The organism is Pseudoalteromonas arctica A 37-1-2, assembly GCF_000238395.3.
GTDB classification, from domain to species: domain Bacteria; phylum Pseudomonadota; class Gammaproteobacteria; order Enterobacterales; family Alteromonadaceae; genus Pseudoalteromonas; species Pseudoalteromonas arctica.
In genome coordinates this window covers 227,959-241,785 of sequence record NZ_CP011026.1, presented here as the reverse complement: position 1 = coordinate 241,785, position 13,827 = coordinate 227,959, and the positions used below count along the sequence as shown (strand labels likewise).

Sequence of the window (13,827 nt, the reverse complement as noted above, 5' to 3'; positions counted from 1 at the left end):
ATGAGCGAGCAATTTAAAAACTACCCGCGCGATTTAATTGGTTATGGACCAGATGTACCTCATGCAAACTGGCCTAATAAAGCCCGTATTGCCGTGCAAGTGGTATTAAATTACGAAGAAGGTGGCGAAAACTGCGTGCTGCATGGCGATGCAGCCGCTGAAACGTTTTTATCAGAAATAGTCAGTGCCCCGCATGTAGAAGACCGCCATATCAGCATGGAGTCTATTTACGAATATGGCTCGCGCGCGGGCGTATGGAGGTTACTGCGTTTATTTAAAAAATACGATATACCGGTCACCATTTTTGCAGTGGCGATGGCCCTTGAGCGCCACCCCGATATAGCTAAAGCCTTTGTTGAAGCAGGCCACGAAATTGCAAGCCATGGCCTGCGCTGGATTAATTATCAAAATATAGATAAGCAAACCGAGCGCGAGCATATGCAACAAGCCATTGAGATTATTCAAACGCTTACGGGTAAAAAGCCCAAAGGCTGGTATACCGGCCGAACTAGCCCAAATACCGCAGCACTTGTAGTTGAAAATGGTAATTTTTTATATGATGCCGACGATTACAGCGACGACCTACCTTTTTACAGTATTAAAGAAGGTAAGCCACAACTCATTGTGCCCTACACGCTCGATGTAAACGACATGCGCTTTGCTGCCGTGCAGGGTTTTAATGCTGGCGATCAGTTTTATAATTATTTAAAAGATGCATTTGATACGCTATACGAGGAAGGCGATCCAGAAGGTGAAAACACCCCAAAAATGATGTCGATAGGTTTGCATTGCCGCTTAATTGGCAGACCAGGAAGAATAAAAGCATTAGCACGGTTTTTAGAATATGCCCGCTCGCATGATCAGGTTTGGTTTGCCACGCGTGAGCAAATAGCCGAGCACTGGCTTAAAACTCACGCGTATAAAAAAGCATAGTTTATACTTTTTAAAACATAAAAAAGCCCAGCAAAGCTGGGCTTAAATCACTTTAGGAGTAGTGATATTTATTCAAAAAACTATTTCCCCATTGGCAGCAAAACAGATATATAGCGCTGCGCCCAATTAGCAAGCTCCACCCTGTTGCGTGAGTTAGTTTTTTTAAACGCACTGTATAAATGTGTTTTTACAGTGTGGTCGCTAATGTTAAGTTTATCAGCGATTGTATTGTTACTCGCACCCTGTGCAATTAAATGAATAACAGACTTTTCTCGTTTTGTTAAATGATCGTAATCGTCCTGCTTTAACTCAATGTCGTCGTGTAAGCTATTAAACGACGATGCCACAGCTAAAATATCGTTAAAAGCTTTTGAAATCACTTTACGCGTAAACCAAAGCTCGCCAGTATTAACACGAAGTAACCCTTTAAAAATATCTTCTGGCGGATCAGATTTATAAAAAACACCATTAAAATGGTTAAGCAATAAGTTTTGCTCGCACACATCTTCTTTATCAACATTAAAAATGACAACGCTATAGTGTTTAGCTAAACAGATAAGATCTGCTGGAATAAGGTCTTGCCATTTACTTTTAGCGCCATCTATTAAAAACAAATCATAATTAGCTCGCAGCTCTACTTTAGGCACAACATCATCCATTTTAATATCACCGAACAGAGCTTGCAGTGTTCTTAAAATAATTGCGTAATTATGTGAATGAAAAGATGATTGAAATGTTGTTTTTACAAATACTGATTTTATATGAGGCATAAATTTCATCCTTGAAACATTTATATTACATTACCTAAATCAAATACAACTTACAATGAGCTTTTGGTATTAAAATACAGTTATCGCTTCTCACCCTTAAATAAATAAAACACAATAAAATCAATACATAAAATTAAAAACCGAGTCAATTAAATTGCTTTTATAAGATAAATAACAGATCCGGTTATTGACTTATAAAGCTTAGAATCTACATTAACTCAAATATTTAGAGTAATGTATTTTATAGCTTCTTTTAATTTATTTAACGCATCTACCGAAAAACCTCGGTCATAAAAATATAAAATTTCGCCACTGCTATTTATAAGTACTACACGAGAGTTATTTGGACTTTCATTACCTGTAAACTTTTGTACCGCTTCACCATCTTTATAAATAGTGATTACTCCACCCCATAATTCTTTAGGGATGCCTTTGCGCATACCGCTGTCTATAAATGTACTAAACATGCGTGGTGCCATACCGGCAATGGTTGGTAGTTCGTATGTAGGGAGCGTTACGCCCGCCATATCTAAACCAATTAGCCAACGGTCTATGTCAAATTGACTATCTTGCTTGTACCCAATGAGCAGTAGTGTTTTATCTGCTTTAAAATCACTAGGTATAGTCACCATGCTTTGCTCTAAACTTTCGCCGCTAATGCTTGGGAACTGTTTACCTGTTAATTGTTGGTTTGGGTACTGTGTTGTACATGCGCTAAGTAGTAAAAGTGCAAAAGCACTTAATGTTAATTTGATCATAATAAACCTAATATTTATAAATTTCATACCGATACGTTTAGTATGGCAGCTGAGATCTAAAAATGCTGATTAGTTATATAATTTTTAAATTTAGACGCGGTCATAGGCTTACCGTACTTCCAGCCTTGTCCGTAATGCACACCCGCTGTTTTTAAAATTGCTTCTTGCTCAGTGGTTTCAATTCCTTCTGCTACACAGGTATAATTAAATTTGTGCACAAGTTCCATAATATTTGGGATCATAGAGGCCTTTAAGCCCTCAGTTGCTATATCTTGTACAAACGTACGGTCAATTTTAAGTTGGTGAAAACTCAAATTTTGTAAGTTTCTTAAATTCGAATAACCCGTACCAAAATCATCTAATGATAAATTAAACCCCGATTCAACCAAGGTTCTAAAATGAGCATGCGCAATGCTTGTATCAAGGTATTCGTCTTCAGTTATCTCTAAACAAATAATAAAGCGTGAATTGGTAAGCTCTGTAATTTGCGGCAACAACGAGACATTACCCAGCTCTACATCACACGGAAATATATTAAGCGACACTTTAAAGCCTTTAGGCAATATCTCTATAGAGGTTAGCTCTTTGATTGTGGTGGCAATCATGGCCTCAGTAAAAGTCCAGGTTAAATTGTTTTTTCTGATAACCGGAATAAACTCATCTGGAAATAAAGCACCGTACTTATCTTCAAAACGAGCAAGTACCTCGCAACCAATCAGCTTGCCACTTTGCAAACAAATAATAGGCTGGTAAGTCCAATAAAATGATCCCTTTTTGAGTCCTTTACGAATACGCTGATTAATAGAGCGACGTGCAGCAATTCTTGCATTTACCATTAACGCACTCGACACACCAGCTAAGCAGGTTAAAATTAAGGAGATGATTAATAAAAAGTGGTTATTAGAAAAGAACTGACTCCAAGGCAAATGCACTGCTGCGCAGTAGTTCTCATTTTTAGTACTACAAGCAACACCCGTTTCATACGGTAAATAGCTGTCGCCACTTATTTTACTATAAGTGCCTTTTGTACCTGCTAAATGATGCAGTTCCTCGGAGTCTCTATATACAACTTCCCAATTTTTGGACCCAATACTCGCAGAGTTGAATGCCTTTGACTCCATGATCAGGTTAAAATTACCTTGGCGAACGATTACCACTTCCATAGGACGTCCGGTAAATAATAATAAATACAACTGCGGCTCAAAACGTACACGTACATCCTCATCTTTACGGATATAGTCAGGCTCAAGGTCGTTTATAACACTGCTTAGCAAACCAGCTCCCGTTGTACACATTAACTGGTTACCAATAAAAAAACCGATATCAATCACATATTGTGAATCAAATAAAGCACGCCGCATTTCAAGCAATGTAGTTTCATCGCACTGCTTGAAACCAAACTTATTAAGAGGTGTAAGCACACTGCGACGCTCTAATACAGCAGAGTCAACATGTTTAAGAATGTGTTTAGTATCGGCATTTATTTGAGTAGTGAGTTCTTGCGCTGCAAAATAGAGCAAAATAAGACAGCCAGTTATAAAAACTAACACTCCTGTTAGAACGGCTATAATCGATTTTTTTTGGTACTTTTCCATAGCATCCTGAGATTGTTAATTTATATAACTACTTTGTTTAGATGATTGCATAAGACGCACTAAATTCAAATAGATAGCTTTAATAATTATTTAATAAATCTCGAACTAACTGCGCTATTTTAAAGTTGATTACCAAATGCTGGTTACTTTCAAAGTGAATCCCATCACCGGCTGTTACATTAATAAATGTATTAAAATCAATAAAAGTACATTCATGAGTAGCCCCAACGCTTTTGAATGCACTAGAGAGCTCTGTTGCTTTTATATCTGCACCTTCGTAAATACGCGAATACTGCTCGGTGATTCTTATTTTAGGTGGGCTAGCAATAATAATTTTAGGAGATTTTAAAGTACTACCTTGCTGATAATAAATATGTATTGAGTTAATTAAATCATTTAACCCATCTGCTATTAAACTAGGTGTTAAATTAAAACGTTTTTTAAGATCGTTTGTACCAAGGGCAATAATAATAAAGTCGAGCTCATGCTTATCCAAATAAGGCTTTAGATAACTAACACCATTAAGCACGCCATCAAACGGTGGATTATGCACTAACGTGCGGTTGGGCTGCCCTGCCTCTATTACGTTAAAGCCACACCCTAAGTTTTTATTTAATAACGATGTCCAACGGGTATTTTCATCAAAGCGTTTTCCCGTTACAGGGTTTAAACCCCATGTATTAGAATCACCAAAGCAGAGAATATTTTTTGTCATGTTAATTATTAAAATGGATTGAGTGTATAACCCTGCTGTTGCAGCTGGGCATGTGCTGTCATCGCCGAAAGTGACATTTGCACACCTTCAATTAGTTGTTCTGGTGCTACTTTATAATGCGTAGCCGATTGCCCACATACATAAACCACGGTGTTATTGGCCAACAATTGCTTTATTAAACTTTGATTTTTGTTATCTGCTTTAAAACGTTCTTTATATTCACTATTAGCCAATACATCAACGCTAGCACTACCATGTACCACTAACGCTAATTGAATGTTATCTGGCTTTACACCGTGTGCTACATGCATATTAATAAAACGTGCAAGTGAGTTCATTGAATTGTTCTGCTCACCTTTTTTAGCGCCATCACCAACATCAAAGGCTATTTTGAATACCGTAGAGTCATTTATCTGAACATGCTCCGGAACACTATAAAAGTAACCAAAGTCTTTAATAAGGTTTTCACCCGCTTGCGAAAATGGGCTTATAAGTAAAAGCAATAATAGGTATTTCATAAACAATCCTGTGTTTTAAATAAGTTAACCTATTTATAAAACTAACAGAAGCAAAGAAAAAAGGGCAGCTTATCATGCTGCCGATTGAGTGTTTTTATGATGGTGGTTAATAAACTGCATACCTAAATAGCTAAATGTTCGTTTAAACATTTCTACAAAAATATCAGGCGCTTCAAGCGATGATGCGTTTGATAACAACGAAAAATCTTTATTACGTAAAGCCCGTAATTTCGGCTTCAAGGTTTCGTCATCCATGTAATCTGTGATCCTATCTATAAAAGACTTCATTTGTACCGTAGTGTTATACCAATAAACAGGAGACGCGAACACCCAATGGTCGTACTGTAAAACTGCTTCAAATAGCGCGTAAAAGTCATCATTTTTATAGTTTTTGTCATAACAATACGGCGCAATTTTATAATCATCCAGACAAATTACGCGCACATCATTTTGCTCGGCAAAGCTATTAACATGGGCTGTGGTATTGCCGTTTTTTCGTGCGCTTGAATAAATAATAACAGTATTACGCTCAAGTTTTTGTTGCATTTAGTTAGCTCCTTTTTTAATGTGGTAGAAGCTTAAAACCTCAAGTTATATTGAGGTCAACTAAAGGATTAAAATAATGCCAGTAGGACAAAAAAAGTTAACCGAAGCTAACCTAACCGTTGGCTATGTAGCAAAAAGAAGTGGTGTAAAAGTATCTACTCTTCACTTTTACGAAACTAAGTTTTTAATTAAGAGCTGGCGAAATAATGGTAATCAGCGACGCTATAAACCTGATGTATTACGTCGTGTAGCTGTAATAAAAGCAGCTCAAGCGATGGGAATTACGCTCGATGAAATTAAAAATACCTTAGCTACTCTACCCGACAACCGCACACCAACAAAACAAGATTGGTCATCACTTTCAAAGCGTTGGCGAGCTCAGCTCGATGAGCGCATTGCGCATATGCAGCATTTACGTGACCGCGTTGATGGTTGCATAGGTTGTGGCTGTTTATCGCTAAAAAGCTGCCCAATTTATAATAAAGATGATCATTTAGGAAATAAAGAGAGCGGAGCTGTACTTTTAAATTCTGAGCTTTTACCTGTGTACAAATAGGGCTTAACTTTATAGATAAAGTAAAAACTGAATAGCCATTACCCGGTATTATCAATTTTATACAAACCAATATACTTCCTAATGTGACAAGCAAAGCTTTGCTTGAACATATTAGTTATATATCAATTACATTTAATCTAGGAAATATCATGGCCGCTTATTTTATTTTTAGCCACAAAGTTACCGACACAAACAAGCTTAATAACCAATACTTACCCCAATCAATTGATACCTTTAAAGGTTTTGATATAGAAATTCTAGTTGTTGACCAAAATATTGAAATTATTGAAGGTGATACGAAAAATGACCGAACTGTGGTACTTAAATTTAAAAACCGTGAGCAAGCATTAGGCTGGTACAATTGCGACGCGTATCAAAAAGTAGTACATCTACGTCACGAGTCTACTGATGGCACTGCAGTTTTATGTGACGAGTTTGATATGAATAGTATCTAAGCTAATAGCAGTATTTTAGTAGTTACATTTACAAAATATAACTACTAAATATTTATTACTCTTTTATGAATTATTGATGAGTCGCATATAGGATATCAAATGTCACTAATAAAATGTCACTAATAAGAAGCTTCGATGAATTGCAAAATGTTAGTTAAACCAAGCTATAGCCGCTCTTATAGTATTCGCCGCAGGTAAATTTTTAATACTACAAACTATGACCTATGCTATGTTTAAAAGCTTAAGGCTCTGCTAGTAAAAGAATTGAGCTACAACAGTGTTTTGTAGCAAAACCTAAGTGAAAAAAGCTAATTAAAATATCTTTTTATAACATCACAGTTTACCACCCCAGCCAAATACTTAGATCATGAAATAACTTTAACTAAGGCGCGTTAACCTTTGGTGGTTAAATTTACAGCAGACTATTTGATATTTAGGCAAGACAGAGCCTATAGAGTTTGGTGCTCACAATAAATAGGCGATAACGCAGGATAAATGACAAAAATGCGCTGCCCTTTGGGTTCTTGCTAGGGACTATTGACTCTTTGTTGCCTACATGGATTTAAACGAGTGCAGGTCGCGGAAGCTTTGCCCCGGTTTACTTATTCTTACAGGAATGTAAGCCAGTAAAGTAACCGAGCCCACTAGGTTAAAAATCTTGCGCCGCAATTAAACCCCTCTAGATTGAACGAATTTCAGCCCGCAAAGTTCAACACGCTCTAGACTAAAAGTGTATCTATTTAATGGTTTTTTGTAGCTCCCAAAACTACATATGTAACTATTACTTTAACTAATACATTTAATCCTCTTTTGTGCAGGAGTTAATTTTTAAAAAAGATAATAAAAAATAGTAAAAAAACAACTTACCTCCAAAAATTATGATAAATAAATTTAAATAACAGATACTTAGAGTTTTAAGAAAAAACTCTATTTCTATAAATAGAAAACAATTTATAATAAAACTTAAATAATAGAAACGCCTTTTATATTAATGAATATTTAATATATCCCTATCTATAATTCTATATTTCGAAATTATTCACTTTTATTTGGGTTTTATACATGCTTAGAAAAATATCAATCCGACTGCGCTCGGCGCTCGCCTTTAGCTTTATAGGGTTATTAGTTATTATTGTTGGCTTAGTTTCAATATTTAGACTTAACCTATTAAATTCCGAGATTAATACTATTGCAGAAACTAACGTGCCAGCACTTGAAACCTCTCTTATTATCCTTTCTGACTTTTATAATTTAAGGTTGCAAAATAGCAATGTAATTAATGCAACTGAAGCGAATCAATTTTCATACAAACAAATTTTCGATAATACAAAACGCACGTTACTCGATAATATAAAAAAAATGACACCACTGCTTAATACTAAAAATGAAAAACACCAATTAGAAGTGATTGAATCTGATATTTATAAATTTTTATCTCTACAAAATCAGCAAATTAAATTATTAACTGAAAATAACTTACAAGGCGTTCAAAGCCTTCAAGAGAATGAGATGAAGGAGGTTCGTGATGGCGTAACGCAAGCCATTAATAGTATTGTAGAAAGTCAGCAAGCAAATATTCGTGATGGTAAAATTAAAGCACAGCACGTTTTTGACCAATCCGTTTTTTTTGCTTGGATCACATTAATTGTCGCCATTATTTTAGTTTGGTTTTTTGCTTGGTCGTTTACCAGAAGTATTATAAAGCCTATGCGCAACGTTTTACATTTAGCGCAGTCCATAGCTCGAGGCGATTTAACCCAACCAATTAGCGATGAAGGGAATGATGAAACCACAAGCATGATTATAGCACTGAGTCAGATGCAACAAACGCTCAGAAATACCATTAATAAAATTCAAGACTCATCTCATAACTTAGTCTCTACATCAGAAGAGCTAAGTGTTGTTACTGAGCAATCAACGCAAGGTATCATTTCGCAAAATGAGCAGTTAGAGCAAGCTATTTCCGCAGTTACCGAGTTAACAGTTTCAGCTGAACATGTTGCGCAAAGCTCAGCCGACACCTCTCGTGAGTCAGACTCAGCAAATGAACAAGCGCTAGCTGGCTTAAAACAAGTAGAAGATACAGTAACTACTATTACCGCTCTTCTTAGTGAAATAGATAAAACTCAAGACGGTATCAAAAACTTAGCCACAGAGGTCAATAAAATAGGATCTGTGCTTGATGTGATCAGAGATGTAACCGATCAAACGAATCTACTGGCAGTCAATGCCGCTATTGAAGCAGCAAGAGCAGGTAGTTATGGCCGAGGCTTTGCTGTTGTAGCGGATGGTGTTCGTGCATTAGCCCATAGAACAAGTGAATCAACAAAAGAAATAGAGCTAATGATTCAGTCAGTTCAAAGTGGAACTAAAAACACAGTAATTTCAGTACAAAGCAGCCATGACAAAGCACAAAAAAGCTTAGATATATCACAGTTAGCAGGCAAAGCTTTAATAGAGATAACAACTGCTGTTGCACATATAAACAGTCAAAATGCGACAATTGCATCTTCTGCTCACGAACAAGCAAATGTATCTCGTGAAATTGATAAAAACTTGCTAGTAATACGCGACGTTGCTGCCGAAGTAGCCTCTGGCGCTACACAAACTAATATGTCGAGCCATGAACTTTCTCGTTTAGCCGACTCGCTAGATGACTTAATCAAACAATTTAAAGTTTAAAATAGTTCGGCCTTAGCTTAAATACTCGCTTTATTAGGTATTTAAGCTAAGTAAAAACCTACCGGATGGCTATTTGTATATGCTGGTATATATGTGAAAACATCTTCAATATAAGAAGCGGTATTGCTAACTGGCTAATTTTTAAGTATTCTTGCGTGCCTAAAAAGGAAGCAAAAATTTAAGGAATAAGCTATTGGAACCAACTAATCACACCCCAGAAAACAATACAAAGCCACCTATAGTTACTCAAAAATTCACTCAAGTCCTTAAAACGGTCGATCATAAAGAACTAAAAAGCACTGGTTTTTGGTTAAATCAATTTTTTATGGTTATTTCTACTGTATTTGGTGTTTTTCTGGCGGCTCAAAGCGGTTTAGAACAAGCGCTTAAGTTTGATTCATTTAGTAAAATGGAAGATAATTACTATTTACGTACATCACTTTATGACGAAGTTAATGATAATGCAAACACGGTAGCTGAGTATGCAGAACGCTTAGCGAAGAGCCCTCCAACATCAGAGATGGAGTTTTTTAAACCAACACTTGAGCAGTACATATGGAAAACCATGCAATTTTCTCCTACTACGCTTGAAACACCGAGTGAGTTTTTAACTAGAATACGTCGGTTTTATTCTCGAGCCGATTTTATCATTAATGCCGCAATAAATCGCAAAATGTCTGCTAAGCAAGCCTCTATCGAATTAACAAAAATAACAGACTTAATTAAAACTCAAACACTACCAGCATTAAAAAATAGCGCTAAACAATTAAAAATGGAATTACAGCAGAATGACATTTCTGTTGGTTCGTTAAAGGAACTTGAAAATGCTAACTAAGAACTGCCCTCATTGTAAAGACCATCCATTAGAAGCAACCAATTATCAAGGTGAAGAAATAGATATTTGCCGTGAGTGTGGCGGTTTATGGTTCGAAAAAAATGAAGTAAACAGGATGATTTCAGAGATAAATGACGGTCCTGAAGGAGATAAATTTGAAACTCACTTTGGTGAACCATTAGGAATTTCTGAGCTTGACTGTCCTGATTGTAAAAAAAGTTTAGAACGTTTTCATTTACTTGAAGCTTTTCATACCGAAATTGATGTTTGTAGACACTGCGATGGCACATGGATTGATAAAGATGAGCTTGAAAGTGTAGAAAAAAGCCCTGAAATAAAAGCGAGTTTAGGCGAGCTAAATCAAAAAGTAAGCTGGAAAACCTACCTGTTCCAATTTTTAACGCAAATGCCTGTTGAATATAATATTAAACCACAAAAAACCCCTTGGGTTACTCGTGGCCTTATTGTTTTAAATACATTGATTTTTGCACTTTATTTTTTAAATCCAAGCTCATTTAGCTATGTTATTGATAACTTTGCTATGACACCTGCAGATTTAAGCAAAGGTAATGAGCTATGGACTGTATTAACTTGCGTATTTTTACATGGCTCTATAATGCATTTAGTCGGCAATATGTACTTTTTATATATAGTTGGCGATAACCTAGAAGATGTTTTAGGCCATAAACGCTTTTTGTTATGGTATTTAGCCTGTGGACTACTCGCTTCGTTTGCAAGCTACATTGTAAGTCCAATGTCGAATATACCAGGCGTGGGTGCAAGTGGCGCCATAGCCGGTTTATTTGGCATGTACTTAATATGGTTTAGACACGCAAGCCTTACTTTTATGTTTGTAATTTATCAGAAGAAACTTTCTGCGGTATGGTTTTTTGCTATTTGGTTAGGATTTAACATTTTTGGTGCAGTAACAGGCCCTGATGGCATTGATTATGGTGCGCATATTGGTGGCTTTATAGCTGGACTAATTATTGGTTATATTTTGAAAAGTAAAATATTAGAGCAAAACCCTATAATTCGTTTACTAAACCAAAAAGAAGCACAGTTAAAACGTTAATCGTCATATTAAAGCCACTAATAGATGAACATTAGTGGCTTTATCAAACTTCTCACTAATTTCTATAACTTATACCAATCCGCAATAATACTTAATCATTTTGCGGGGCTAAACGTGTCGCTACCTGCGTTAAAAAATTCTCATTTAGAACAACTAAATAGCGAATTTTTTGCCTAGCTATCAACACGTTTTTCCGCCCTTAAAATAGACCACTTAATTAAGCAAATTGGTATTACAACGCGTATAAACTGTATAAAATTGACCCGTATTTTTTATCGGTATATCGTACGTTCTAGCCTCTTCACTAAGTTCGCATTCAAAGTTATTTAATATATCAGACATCAGTGCTTGCTCTTCGGTGAACTGTATTGTGGTATACCACAAGATTGAATCTTCATCTTTTTTGTTTTCAATATAAATACTCTGTAGCAAAGAGCTATTAAAAAACATGCTTGAAGGTTTTGAACTGCGTATTGTTTTATTATCGAAATAAAAGTAACCATTGTTATCACTTATAGCTTCATCAATATAAGTATCACCGTAAATCAGCTCTCTTGTTACTTTAACGCCCTGTTGGGGTTCACCATTATTTAATAGTCTGCCTTTTACAGGCAACGACAACGTAACGTCTTGTTTATTAAAGAACCCAAACATGTCTGCATATCCTTGCATTGGTATTAATAAAAATAAAATAAGCGTTAAAGTCACGCCAGCCGATCTTGTATTGGTCATAAAAAGTCCTTTTCCTATTTATACTTTAACCTAACAATAAATCTGGAAAATAAATAGCGACAATACTGCATCCTACATTAATTAAAATACATAACCACAACACAATAATAAAACGTCGCTTTTGCGATTTATGACGAAGTAATTGTTGAGCAAGTAATGCTCCCGGCCATCCTCCAAATAATGCAAGTAGTTGCAATGTACGCTCTGGCGTGCGGTTTACTTTTGTATGTGAAGAACGCTTAGATTGTCGCTTATCCCATGCGTACATTAAAAAAGTTATAGCACTTAATACACTTATATAACCAGGTACATATATCGGTATATAAACAGGTAAGTATTGCAGTGGGTAAGCTAACCAAATGGCAGCTAAATAAAGCAATGAGAACGTGATTAATATTTTCTTTATCAATTAATTATCACCTATACTTGGCATTGGTATTACAAAAACAAGAGCCAAATTATGACATATTTTAAAGCGATATTCTTAGTCTTATGCTTATTAACATTTAGTAGCTATGCATCCGATACATCCACCAACCTTGATAAAGAACTTGCCGTATTTAAGCCCTATTTAGGTACTTGGCAGGCTGACTTTGAAGTACCTGAAGGTGCTAAAAAAATACAAGATGTTGGCCGTTGGGAGCGTGCTTTAAACGGTAAAGCGATACATACCAAGCACTCTATTAATGAAGGTGAGTATGGCGGCGAGTCGATGATTTTTTACGACAGTAAAAAAGAGTCTTTGGTATTTTACTACTTCACTACCGCTGGATTTTACACAAAAGGCACTATGAAAGTACTCAGCCCTACTCAATTTGTAGCCTATGAAAATGTAACTGGTAGCCAAGATGGTATTACAAAGGTTAAATCGATGAGTGAACTAAAAGACGATAAGTTTCTTGTATCGACCTCTTATTTAAAAAAGGGTGAGTGGACAAAGTACGAACAACGTATTTATACACGCAGTACAAAATCGGTTAAATTTAAATAGCCGCGATTTATAAACACAAAAAAGGCAGCCTAGGCTGCCTTTTGTCATTTATAAAACCGTATTTATTTTACGTATTTTTTAAATGGCGCGTCTACTGGTGTATCAGCAAGGTGATTAGTGTAGTTGCTCATTACTTTTTGAGACAAGCCTACAATAATTTCAAGTAGTTGTTGCTTAGCGTAACCTGCTGCAAAGAATTTTTCGATTTGCTCATCGCTGATCACGCCACGTTCACGTGTCATTGCGAGTGTAGTTTCACGAAGAGTTTCTAGCTTAGGGTTTTCAAGTGGTGTTTTGTTTACAAGTGCATCAACAACACCTTGGTCAACTTTCATTGCCGCTGCAATACCACTGTGTGCAGGAACACAGTAATGACATGCGTGCTCAACGTTAATTGATTGCCATACTACTGTTAGTTCTTCTGCATTGAATGATGTTTTTTGAAAAAGCTCATGCAGTACTTGGTAACCTTTAAGTAATGTTGGTGCTTCAGCCATTACTGCATGTAAGTTAGGAAGCATACCAAATGCTGCTACTGAATCAGCTAGTAACGGTTTTGCTTCTTCTGGTGCGTTTTCTTGAGTGTATAAAGTAAATTCGGCCATGGTTAGCTCCTAATAATTAATAGTTTTAAGTAACTTCGAGACACATAGTATTTGATTTTGA

The 13,827-nt window shown here is 36.1% G+C and carries 16 protein-coding genes; 7 read left to right on the top strand and 9 right to left on the bottom strand.

What is annotated here, in order from left to right:
• Positions 1-933 (top strand): allantoinase PuuE, encoded by a 933-nt coding sequence (gene puuE, locus PARC_RS18535; protein WP_010553565.1) that lies wholly within the window; start codon positions 1-3, stop codon positions 931-933.
• Between the two features lie 80 nt (positions 934-1,013).
• Here puuE and PARC_RS18530 read toward each other — a convergent pair whose 3' ends face one another.
• The 6 genes from PARC_RS18530 to PARC_RS18505 all read right to left on the bottom strand — a co-directional run bounded on the left by PARC_RS18530 (position 1,014) and on the right by PARC_RS18505 (position 5,835).
• Entirely contained in the window at positions 1,014-1,703 is a 690-nt protein-coding gene (locus PARC_RS18530; RefSeq protein ID WP_010553564.1) for a response regulator transcription factor, read from the bottom strand.
• Positions 1,704-1,921: 218 nt separating this feature from the next.
• Positions 1,922-2,461 carry a hypothetical protein gene (locus PARC_RS18525; RefSeq protein ID WP_010553563.1) on the bottom strand — a complete coding sequence of 180 codons (540 nt, stop codon included), beginning with the start codon at positions 2,459-2,461 and terminating at the stop codon, positions 1,922-1,924.
• A gap of 56 nt (positions 2,462-2,517) precedes the next feature.
• A complete protein-coding gene (locus PARC_RS18520) occupies positions 2,518-4,056 on the bottom strand; it encodes an EAL domain-containing protein (protein ID WP_010553562.1) in 1,539 nt (512 codons plus the stop codon).
• Between the two features lie 79 nt (positions 4,057-4,135).
• Positions 4,136-4,771, bottom strand: a complete 636-nt coding sequence (locus PARC_RS18515; RefSeq protein ID WP_010553561.1) for an SGNH/GDSL hydrolase family protein — start codon at positions 4,769-4,771, stop codon at positions 4,136-4,138.
• 8 nt (positions 4,772-4,779) lie between these two features.
• Positions 4,780-5,289 carry a DsrE family protein gene (locus PARC_RS18510; RefSeq protein ID WP_010553560.1) on the bottom strand — a complete coding sequence of 170 codons (510 nt, stop codon included), beginning with the start codon at positions 5,287-5,289 and terminating at the stop codon, positions 4,780-4,782.
• Between the two features lie 72 nt (positions 5,290-5,361).
• The gene (locus PARC_RS18505; protein ID WP_010553559.1) at positions 5,362-5,835 is read right to left on the bottom strand and encodes a flavodoxin family protein; all 474 of its coding nucleotides are present in this window, start codon (positions 5,833-5,835) and stop codon (positions 5,362-5,364) included.
• 76 nt (positions 5,836-5,911) lie between these two features.
• Between PARC_RS18505 and soxR the strand changes: the two genes are divergently transcribed.
• The 5 genes from soxR (at position 5,912) to PARC_RS18480 (ending at position 11,438) form a co-directional block, all read left to right on the top strand.
• Positions 5,912-6,391 (top strand): redox-sensitive transcriptional activator SoxR, encoded by a 480-nt coding sequence (soxR, locus tag PARC_RS18500; protein ID WP_010553558.1) that lies wholly within the window; start codon positions 5,912-5,914, stop codon positions 6,389-6,391.
• Between the two features lie 149 nt (positions 6,392-6,540).
• Complete coding sequence (locus tag PARC_RS18495) at positions 6,541-6,846, top strand: DUF1330 domain-containing protein (RefSeq protein WP_010553557.1); 306 nt, start codon at positions 6,541-6,543, stop codon at positions 6,844-6,846.
• 1,062 nt (positions 6,847-7,908) lie between these two features.
• Positions 7,909-9,528: a methyl-accepting chemotaxis protein gene (locus PARC_RS18490; RefSeq protein WP_010553556.1), complete on the top strand. Its 1,620-nt coding sequence runs from the start codon at positions 7,909-7,911 to the stop codon at positions 9,526-9,528.
• Positions 9,529-9,721: 193 nt separating this feature from the next.
• The gene (locus PARC_RS18485) at positions 9,722-10,363 is read left to right on the top strand and encodes a hypothetical protein (protein ID WP_010553555.1); all 642 of its coding nucleotides are present in this window, start codon (positions 9,722-9,724) and stop codon (positions 10,361-10,363) included.
• Positions 10,353-11,438 carry a rhomboid family intramembrane serine protease gene (locus PARC_RS18480; RefSeq protein ID WP_010553554.1) on the top strand — a complete coding sequence of 362 codons (1,086 nt, stop codon included), beginning with the start codon at positions 10,353-10,355 and terminating at the stop codon, positions 11,436-11,438. The genes PARC_RS18485 and PARC_RS18480 overlap by 11 nt, the downstream gene beginning before the upstream one ends.
• Before the next feature lie 213 nt (positions 11,439-11,651).
• On the opposite strand, the gene PARC_RS18475 is transcribed toward PARC_RS18480, so the two are convergent.
• A complete protein-coding gene (locus tag PARC_RS18475; protein ID WP_010553553.1) occupies positions 11,652-12,170 on the bottom strand; it encodes a DUF6795 domain-containing protein in 519 nt (172 codons plus the stop codon).
• Between the two features lie 25 nt (positions 12,171-12,195).
• Positions 12,196-12,579: a DUF1294 domain-containing protein gene (locus PARC_RS18470; RefSeq protein ID WP_024605276.1), complete on the bottom strand. Its 384-nt coding sequence runs from the start codon at positions 12,577-12,579 to the stop codon at positions 12,196-12,198.
• A gap of 51 nt (positions 12,580-12,630) precedes the next feature.
• Here PARC_RS18470 and PARC_RS18465 point away from each other — a divergent pair, with 51 nt between their 5' ends.
• Positions 12,631-13,161, top strand: coding sequence for a hypothetical protein (locus PARC_RS18465; RefSeq protein ID WP_010553551.1), 531 nt, complete (start codon positions 12,631-12,633; stop codon positions 13,159-13,161).
• Between the two features lie 62 nt (positions 13,162-13,223).
• Here PARC_RS18465 and PARC_RS18460 read toward each other — a convergent pair whose 3' ends face one another.
• Positions 13,224-13,766, bottom strand: a complete 543-nt coding sequence (locus PARC_RS18460) for a carboxymuconolactone decarboxylase family protein (protein ID WP_010553550.1) — start codon at positions 13,764-13,766, stop codon at positions 13,224-13,226.
• Positions 13,767-13,827 lie beyond the last annotated feature (61 nt).

What these genes read in the sequence shown, in the direction of transcription:
- puuE (WP_010553565.1), top strand. Translation starts at nt 1, where the DNA reads ATGAGCGAGCAATTTAAAAACTACCCGCGCGATTTAATTGGTTATGGA.
- PARC_RS18530 (WP_010553564.1), bottom strand. Translation starts at nt 1,703, where the DNA reads ATGCCTCATATAAAATCAGTATTTGTAAAAACAACATTTCAATCATCT.
- PARC_RS18525 (WP_010553563.1), bottom strand. Translation starts at nt 2,461, where the DNA reads ATGATCAAATTAACATTAAGTGCTTTTGCACTTTTACTACTTAGCGCA.
- PARC_RS18520 (WP_010553562.1), bottom strand. Translation starts at nt 4,056, where the DNA reads ATGGAAAAGTACCAAAAAAAATCGATTATAGCCGTTCTAACAGGAGTG.
- PARC_RS18515 (WP_010553561.1), bottom strand. Translation starts at nt 4,771, where the DNA reads ATGACAAAAAATATTCTCTGCTTTGGTGATTCTAATACATGGGGTTTA.
- PARC_RS18510 (WP_010553560.1), bottom strand. Translation starts at nt 5,289, where the DNA reads ATGAAATACCTATTATTGCTTTTACTTATAAGCCCATTTTCGCAAGCG.
- PARC_RS18505 (WP_010553559.1), bottom strand. Translation starts at nt 5,835, where the DNA reads ATGCAACAAAAACTTGAGCGTAATACTGTTATTATTTATTCAAGCGCA.
- soxR (WP_010553558.1), top strand. Translation starts at nt 5,912, where the DNA reads ATGCCAGTAGGACAAAAAAAGTTAACCGAAGCTAACCTAACCGTTGGC.
- PARC_RS18495 (WP_010553557.1), top strand. Translation starts at nt 6,541, where the DNA reads ATGGCCGCTTATTTTATTTTTAGCCACAAAGTTACCGACACAAACAAG.
- PARC_RS18490 (WP_010553556.1), top strand. Translation starts at nt 7,909, where the DNA reads ATGCTTAGAAAAATATCAATCCGACTGCGCTCGGCGCTCGCCTTTAGC.
- PARC_RS18480 (WP_010553554.1), top strand. Translation starts at nt 10,353, where the DNA reads ATGCTAACTAAGAACTGCCCTCATTGTAAAGACCATCCATTAGAAGCA.
- PARC_RS18475 (WP_010553553.1), bottom strand. Translation starts at nt 12,170, where the DNA reads ATGACCAATACAAGATCGGCTGGCGTGACTTTAACGCTTATTTTATTT.
- PARC_RS18465 (WP_010553551.1), top strand. Translation starts at nt 12,631, where the DNA reads ATGACATATTTTAAAGCGATATTCTTAGTCTTATGCTTATTAACATTT.
- PARC_RS18460 (WP_010553550.1), bottom strand. Translation starts at nt 13,766, where the DNA reads ATGGCCGAATTTACTTTATACACTCAAGAAAACGCACCAGAAGAAGCA.